The following is a 7,997-nucleotide window of genomic DNA, read 5'->3' on the forward strand; positions in this document are numbered from 1 at the left end:
GCTGCTACTAGGGCAACCAATTTAGTAACAACTTCACAAACAAGTTCTGGTCTTATTTCAAGAGTGTTAACAATTCCAACAATCTTAGCAGACCAATTAGCATGGTTCCTAAACATGTTTACCGTTTTGATTTTTGTCTTATTCATTTTAGGTATAGGTCTGCTTCTCTCAAGAAAAAAAACAATCGAACTGCTGCCAGTCATATGGATTCTGGTAGAATTATTTACAAGTTGGGGGCCTCATAACCATGCTACCGGATATATTCTTTCGATAGTGCCTCCTGCCTGTATAACTGCGGGTGTTAGCCTAACCCTACTTTCAGAAAAAGTGCCTGAGATAATTAACGATAAAGGGATAAAGATTAGTATTCCAAGTAATATAATTTCCCTTGCCATCATTTCAATTTGTGTTTCATATACTCTTTTCTTTAGTTGCGCTTTGATACTCACTCCCAGGGAAGTTCAAATTCATTCGGATTTCAAGAAGATCACTGATTCACGATGGTCTGGATACGGCTGGCAGGAGTCAATAGAGTATTTACAACAGGAAAACTATTCTGCCGATACTGTGATTTTCCCCATGCCAAAGTGGGGATTTGAATTTATTGCTAAAGACCTATACCCACGTATTTATGGTAGTGGATATATAGCAGATTACTTTAATGGCGCTGAATTAAGTAGATATCTTATTGAAGACAATACTTGCGTCTTTTTAATTCGTAGATACACACCTGAAAAATACAAAGATTTTGCTTCACTGGTAGAAATATTTCCAGAGATTACATTAGCAAAAATTATAGAGGTTTATGAGATTCCTGAAGTCTATATTTTCGTTAAATCTTGATTCATCAACTACTACAAGTATTGAAAAAAATCAGCTAGATTGTATATCGAGAAACTAGATTTTATGGCAATATACATCTAATCCTTAAAAGGGCGTATCCAAATGAAAATCACTGAAAAACTGACATTTATGTTAATAATTTTTTTTGGCGCTCTTTTACGATTCTACTTTGCAATTATTCATCCAGTGAGTTCTGATGCTACATGGCATTTAGCAATTGCAGAAAATATAGTTATATTAGGACATATTCCTCAAGCTGATACCTTTCGTCACTACCCATTCCTTTGGCATCCACCGCTTTTTCACTTAATTGCAGCACAACTCTATGAGACTACATCAAATGCTTTAATCATGAAGTTCTTATCACCCATTTTTGGGGTCATGACTCTTTTCATTGCATTTGTATTTATTAGATATTTATTTAGGACAGATATAGCTTTACTCACTACGTTTTTCCTTGCAATTATCCCCCTTCATTTGTATTTTAGTGTAATAAGTTACGTTAGTACTGCAATCACGTTCCTTACAATTTTTTGTGTTTTTCTTTTTCTTAGAGGTATATCTGATGAGAATCATAAAATGTTAATTCTTTCAGGATTGAGTTTTGGTCTTTCGATCCTCACGAAAGCTACTGGTTTTACCATAGCATTCATTCTGTTGATTATTTTTTTCCTTTATTATAGGAAGAAGAATGTTAAGGTATTTAATTTGCTTTTAACAATGGTCATTGGCTTATTAGTCGGTAACCTTTGGTATTTAAGACCATATATTGCATATGGAAACCCGTTTGGTCCTGCTGCATTCTTATTTGGATCTACTTCACAAAGAAATATTTTAGAAGTCATTATCATTGAAAGATCATACCTGATTTTTTTCAATCAGCCTGAAAGATTGCTAGCATACTTTTGGGTTCTTAGCAGAAATAGTTCTATCATTTCGTATATTACGCCTATTTTAATGTCCCTGACTTTTTTATATGGGCTTTTTGAACTCTTACGAAGACGCCAAGATTCTGATATTGTTCTTATGACAATTGTATTTGTTTTTACGGCTATAGTAATTGTATATCTTCTCGATCATATGGAAATTCAAGGAATTAGACTAAGTTTGCCAATGCTCCCTGCCTTATCTGGAATCCTTGCTTTTGGCGTTTTAAAACTGTTCTTCAGTGAAAAAACACATATCCTCTACTCTTGGAGAATTTATTTACTTACTTTTCTATTTTCTCTTATTTGCGCATCATCTACTTATGCGATATATGAAAAAACATACACGGTGTCATCTGATATCGAAATTGTTGGAAATGCTTGCATTTGGATTGATCAATACACTCTAGATTCAATAAAATTACTTAATGATGGCTGGAGAGATGATGTAGAATATCTTTCCAAAAGATACACCATTTTTTCAGGTACAGATGCGAATTTTTCTCGCATTCTAAATAGTGCTCAAATACACAATGCTACATATCTCCTGCTTCAGGAATCCTTCGGTTTAGAGGAAGGCACTATAGAATTAATTGATACATCAACACAGTTCAATAAAGTCTATGAAAGTGATTTTTCCATTCATATTTATTGTATGAAATGAATAAAGGTAAGTAGACTTTGTTCTTTAGGTTCACTTCTGAACTCAGAAAATATTACAAACTCAATAGAAGTGAAAAAAATTTGAAGATTCTAATGGTCTATCCGTACTTTGATCATCCAAGTTCGCACACCCTTTGTAAAGGGCTTGTAGAAAGAGGTTGTAAACTTACAATTTTTTGTTGCCCTCATAAAAATGAAAAGAATTTAGAGGGTGTAGAAATCATTCATACGCCTTATCTATTCAAATTAAGACCATATTTTCCAATATCGATCCCGAAAGTGCTGTCATTTGAGGATTTTGACATTTTACATCTCCATGAAGATTATCAGTTGAATACTTTCTATTGTTCGTTTCTTTCAAGGACTAGGACCAGTATCCCAATGATTCTTACTGAACATTACGACGGCTATACAATTGAGAATATTGGTTGGAGACTTCTTCGATCTCTAACCAATACCTTCATTGGAAAAAATGTGGTTCGTGGATGTGATAGATATATTGCACAAACAACGAAATCACGCGAATATTTAATCAACCAAGGTGCAGAACCTAAGTTTATCGATATTCTTTATCATTCGGTTGATACTCGTCTTTTTACACCACGAAGAAGTAACGCACTTAATAAATACCTCTCAGACGATGAAATCAAATTTCTTTTTGTAGGGCGATTAGAAAAATCAAAAGGCATTCACTGCCTCGTTCATGCCATGAAATACGTTTTACAAAGTGGGTTAAATGCTAAGTTGTTCATTATTGGAAAAGGTAGCGAAGAAAGGAGTTTGAAAACACTAATTTCCTCATTAAATTTGACTGATTCTATAATATTTTTAGGAAACATACCATATGAAAGCTTGCCCGAGTTTTACAATGCTTGTGATGCCCTTATATTACCTAGTTTAATTGATCCCTCACCTTCTGTAATTTTGGAAGCAATGGCTTGTGGAAAACCAATCATCGGGTCTAAAGTAGGTGGAATCGAAGAGGTTCTTGTTGATAGAGAGACAGGTTATTTATTCAATCCCAACAACAATAAAGAACTGTCTTTACTGCTTAGAAAATTTGTCAAATCACCTGAAATAATTCAACAATTTGGAAAGAATTCAAGGAAAAGAATCGAAGAAGTTTATGCTCTTGACAAAATATCTGAAAAGCATATTAAGATTTATGAAAAGATTTTGGCTAAAAACCCAAAACGCAAATAATTTGTTGAAAGAATGGCGGGCCCGACGGGACTTTCAGATCCATCATTGCGGTTGGATCATTTGAACCCGTGGCCATCGGGTGTCTCTACCTGAGAAAATAGGTATAAGAGCCCGACGCTGTCGGCCTCAACTATCTGGTTGATCTACCTAGCTGAGCTACGGGCCCATAAATCAAATTAATAAGATAAAAGGAGATTATCGCTGAAAATTATAAAAACGTTTTGTATGTAACTTTCTGTTATTTGATGCAATGGAGGTTAATTAGCTGTCTAAAGCTCTGAGAAGGCGTTTGTTTACCTATTATTCCACCTATGAAAAGTATTTTGAAAATGCAGAACGTCATCGAAAGGAAGAAGATACGGTAGGTAAACTCTTTTTCCCGGGGCTCAAATCTCTAATAAGAAAATCAAAAAATGGTATGTTTCTTGACGTAGGTACAGGCAGTGGCGTAATTGTAAGAAAAGTCGCAACAGAAGGCATATTTTCAGTTGGCTTAGATATTTCACGAGCGGGTATTTACCTCGGAAAGAAAATGGCCATCTCTGAACAAATTGACCACAAGGTAGAATTTCTTATAGGAGATGCAACACGATTACCTTTCAAGGATAATGCATTTACAATCGTAGAATGTCAAGAATTACTTGAACACCTTCCGAATCCTGGTTCGTGCATCTCAGAACTCTCAAGGGTAACTGAACGAGAAGGTTCTGTCCTAATTCAGACTCCAAATTTTGCAAGTCCATTTGTTGTGGTATCAGAAAAGGGAGTTGAGAAAGGAAGGAACGATCTTAAAACAGCTTTTATTGCATTTGTTAGTGCAATAGTTAGTAAGAATCAATTAAAACGCCTAATTATGTTTCTTATTATGTATCTTCAACTTAATCTTTTGAAAAACCACACTTTTTCATTAGTTTTAAAACCACGCCTTTCGAAAGACCCTGCTTTCGCTTGTGGCGACAAGGATGATTTAGTATACTTGTCAAATATAATTGAGATTGAACATTTCATTAAAAGACTAGGTTTGATTATCCTTTTCTCTTCGAGTTACGTGATACGAAAGGCGCATCCGTTAGCCAAAGCAATTGCCTCCGTAATTGACTCTTTGCCAATCCTCAATAAATTTGGTCCAAATTGTTTCATCCAGGCGAAGAAGAAATAGTGTTCTATTTCACAATAACTACAAATTAATGAGAGTTATCTGATGTCTACAGCATATTATCTCTGTATACATAAAACCGAGGGCGAACCTGTAAGAAAACTATTGGTACGTCAATCGCTTATCAATGCGAAACTACAAATCGAAAAAGATGAAAATTACATCTATTTTCCTTTGGCTAAACTTCCGTCAGATAGCGAGAAGGAATTAATTGCCTCTTTGGTGAAAGATTTCTCTATCGGAGAAAAGGTTTTCCAAGTTAAAAATCAAGGGCCTAAGAATCTTCTTGAAACTCTTGAGGGAGTCCTGGAACCAAATGAACTTATTTTTGTACCTCATAGTTATGATGTGATAGGGGATATTGCGATCCTAGATATCCCTCCAGAGTTATCACAACATTCACGTACTATAGGAGAAGCATTACTAAGGTCTCATAAACATATTAAAACCGTTTTAGATAAAAAGGACGTTATACAAGATCTATATCGAGTAGGAAAATATGAGGTTATTGCTGGAGAAAATCAAACTGAAACGATTCATCGAGAATATGGATGTCGGTTTGCAATAGATGTTACAAAAGCATTTTTTAGTCCACGCCTAAGCACAGAACATAACAGAGTTGCTTCTTTAGTTAAGCCACACGAAACTGTAATCGATATGTTTTGTGGAATTGGGCCATTTTCTATTTTAATTGCTCGTAAAGTTGTTTCAAATGTACATGCAATTGATGTTAATCCTAATGCTATAGAATATCTCGTAAAAAACATTAACCTCAATAAACTTCGGGGAACAGTGGTCCCTTATGTAGGTGACGCCAGAGAGGTTGTTAGTAAAAACAATCTTATCGGAATTGCTGATAGAGTAATAATGAATCATCCAGTAGCTGCTGATGAATTTGTAGATGTTGCTTGTACTGCCATCAAAAAAGAGGGAGGAATTCTTCATTTCTATGATTTTCTTAAATCAGAGGAACTGGAACAGTCAATGGAAGAAAACGTAATTTCTCAAGTAATGGGTTTCTCACGACAAGTTGAAAAGATACTTACAAAAAAAATCGTTCGACCAATTGCGCCCCATACTTATCAAGTGGTTATTGATCTAAAAATCAATTGATCTTTACTTTATTTCACCTTTAACGTGATTATAATTTCCGTATCTGGTTTTTTGAGTTGCTCTACCAGACGTCGATCTAAATCTATTGCAGCCTTGTCAGAATTGATTAAAAAGGTTCTATCAGAAATAAAAGCACTTTTTCTTCCTACGAGATCTGTTGAATGACTAAGAGTCAATTGTGGTGACCCTTTGCCCGTAATATGTTCGACCAACCCACCTACTTCAATAAGAACTTCTATAATTGCATCTGTTTTTTTAGCTTGCCTCTTAAAATCTTCTTTTAAATCCATTGCGGCTATGTTTGCATTAACCGCAATAATACAATCGGCTCGTGTACTGATTTCCTGTTCTTGAGTTATTTCAAATGTGGTTTTATGCGTTGCAAGAATGTTTTTATGACCTCGTGCTACAATCTTCTCAATCACTTGTGGCAATCTGATTTAACCCCATTTTATTTAATTGCGTAGAAAATTAGAGCTCTCTTTGGTTCTTTTCTTAAATATTAAAGTCTAAATATAAGGTTGTATAATAGTCCAACGTAGATATTTGGTTTTTGAGTGATCGCATAATGACTGACAAAAGAACTCGCACTTTAGAAGAAAAAAAGGAGCGCCTTATACGACATTTTATTTCGTCTAAAACCCTCAAAACAGAAAAGGTGATTCGTGCATTCAAAGAAGTTCCTCGAGAATTATTTTTGCCAAACTCACTGAGAGATAACGCCTATAATGATACACCGCTACCGATTGGTAATGGACAAACAATTTCAGCGCCTCACATGTGTGTGATTATGGCTGAAATCTTAGATCTAGAGATCGGGATGAAGGTACTAGAAATAGGTACAGGTTCAGGATATCACGCAGCATTAATTGCAGAAATTGTTGCTCCAAGTGATGAAAAAACCTCTGGGCATGTTTTTTCAATAGAGAGAGTTAAGAAGTTAAGTGAATTCGCTCGTAAAAATATCGAACAGGCAAAATTTTCTGATAGAGTTACTGTTATTCATGGAGATGGAACACTCGGATACCCTGAGCAAGCCCCCTATGATAGAATTCTTGTCACGGCTGCAGGTCCGAAGATACCAGAGCCATTAATAGATCAATTGAAGAATGGTGGCAAACTAGTCATACCTATAGGTGGAGTTTATTTCTTTCAAACATTGATACTTCTGACTAAAGATTTAGAGGGGAAAATAACGAAAGAAAAAAGAGGCGGAGTTTCTTTTGTGCCTCTAATAGGGGAACATGGTCATTAAGTTTCTTTTCACCTGAGACTTATTTCATATACGATAACAACGCGTATGTATTCTTGAGATTTGGAATATAGAAATGGAAAGGAATCTCCAATATATAGTACATTGTCTCTTGTTACCCGTTCAAAAGTTACTAGAGATTTACGTACGAATTGTTCCCAATTGATTTCGTTCTCAAATTTTTTGCCATCTAAATTATCAAAAATATAGTATATGTGCTTTTCTGGAAAAAGAGTAGGTTGCTCAAAGTACGTACTTGTATAAACACATGTTCGGTTGGTATAGTAGTGAAAAAGCATTGGCTTTGTCGTAACTATCAAGGAATCGCTTGGCGTGTTTGAGTTTATCCATATCGCGGCTCTTCTAAATGCAATTCGATCGTATTGTAATTCTAAGAAATAATTATGATTAATCGTGATGTAATATGAACTGACGAAAGTACCAAGGATAAATGCTAGAATAAAAACCTCTTTAAGAGTAGTAAATCTAAAATTCCGAGTTTTATTTTCAATATAATGATAAAAATTGAAAACACCATATCCAGTAAATAAAGAAAGCGCAGGAACAAGTGTGCACAGATATCGCGGTTGAGGATTGCCCGCCCATAGTATAAAATGTAGGGATCCCAAAGTTAGCCAAATATAAAAGACCGCATTGATTTTCAAGTTTCTAATTATGCAATTTCATATTCTTCATTATTGATTTTGTTTCTTTTTGATAAATTGCAATATTTACCTATAGAAAATTTAATTATTTCAAACACCCTTATTAATGAAGTAAGAAGAATAAATTGGGAAATAATTAGTAAAATACCTATAGAAGAAATGAGTATTTCCTTGGA

General features: G+C 34.8%; 8 protein-coding genes and 1 tRNA gene. 6 read left to right on the plus strand and 3 right to left on the minus strand.

Going from position 1 to position 7,997, the window contains the following annotated elements; all coding sequences use genetic code 11:
- The 3 genes from QVB70_RS10900 to QVB70_RS10910 form a co-directional block, all read left to right on the plus strand.
- Positions 1-843: hypothetical protein (locus tag QVB70_RS10900; RefSeq protein WP_287586043.1), on the plus strand; the 843-nt coding region annotated here is incomplete at its 5' end.
- A gap of 102 nt (positions 844-945) precedes the next feature.
- Positions 946-2,433: a glycosyltransferase family 39 protein gene (locus QVB70_RS10905; protein WP_287586045.1), complete on the plus strand. Its 1,488-nt coding sequence runs from the start codon at positions 946-948 to the stop codon at positions 2,431-2,433.
- A gap of 80 nt (positions 2,434-2,513) precedes the next feature.
- Positions 2,514-3,635 carry a glycosyltransferase family 4 protein gene (locus tag QVB70_RS10910; protein WP_287586048.1) on the plus strand — a complete coding sequence of 374 codons (1,122 nt, stop codon included), beginning with the start codon at positions 2,514-2,516 and terminating at the stop codon, positions 3,633-3,635.
- 13 nt (positions 3,636-3,648) lie between these two features.
- Here QVB70_RS10910 and QVB70_RS10915 read toward each other — a convergent pair.
- Positions 3,649-3,801 (minus strand) — tRNA-Lys (locus tag QVB70_RS10915).
- Between the two features lie 123 nt (positions 3,802-3,924).
- Here QVB70_RS10915 and QVB70_RS10920 point away from each other — a divergent pair.
- Both QVB70_RS10920 and QVB70_RS10925 read left to right on the plus strand, forming a co-directional pair.
- On the plus strand, positions 3,925-4,794 hold the full coding sequence (locus QVB70_RS10920; protein ID WP_287586050.1) for a class I SAM-dependent methyltransferase: 870 nt from the start codon (positions 3,925-3,927) through the stop codon (positions 4,792-4,794).
- 42 nt (positions 4,795-4,836) lie between these two features.
- The gene (locus QVB70_RS10925; RefSeq protein WP_287586052.1) at positions 4,837-5,904 is read left to right on the plus strand and encodes a class I SAM-dependent methyltransferase family protein; all 1,068 of its coding nucleotides are present in this window, start codon (positions 4,837-4,839) and stop codon (positions 5,902-5,904) included.
- Between the two features lie 8 nt (positions 5,905-5,912).
- On the opposite strand, the gene QVB70_RS10930 is transcribed toward QVB70_RS10925, so the two are convergent.
- Positions 5,913-6,329 (minus strand): DUF371 domain-containing protein, encoded by a 417-nt coding sequence (locus QVB70_RS10930; protein WP_287586058.1) that lies wholly within the window; start codon positions 6,327-6,329, stop codon positions 5,913-5,915.
- Between the two features lie 143 nt (positions 6,330-6,472).
- On the opposite strand from QVB70_RS10930, the gene QVB70_RS10935 reads away from it, so the two are divergent.
- Complete coding sequence (locus QVB70_RS10935; protein ID WP_287586053.1) at positions 6,473-7,159, plus strand: protein-L-isoaspartate(D-aspartate) O-methyltransferase; 687 nt, start codon at positions 6,473-6,475, stop codon at positions 7,157-7,159.
- An 8-nt stretch (positions 7,160-7,167) separates the two neighbouring features.
- Here QVB70_RS10935 and QVB70_RS10940 read toward each other — a convergent pair whose 3' ends face one another.
- Positions 7,168-7,785: a hypothetical protein gene (locus QVB70_RS10940; RefSeq protein WP_287586056.1), complete on the minus strand. Its 618-nt coding sequence runs from the start codon at positions 7,783-7,785 to the stop codon at positions 7,168-7,170.
- Positions 7,786-7,997 lie beyond the last annotated feature (212 nt).

The sequence above is a fragment of the Candidatus Borrarchaeum sp. genome (assembly GCF_019058535.1).
Taxonomy (GTDB): domain Archaea; phylum Asgardarchaeota; class Sifarchaeia; order Borrarchaeales; family Borrarchaeaceae; genus Borrarchaeum; species Borrarchaeum weybense.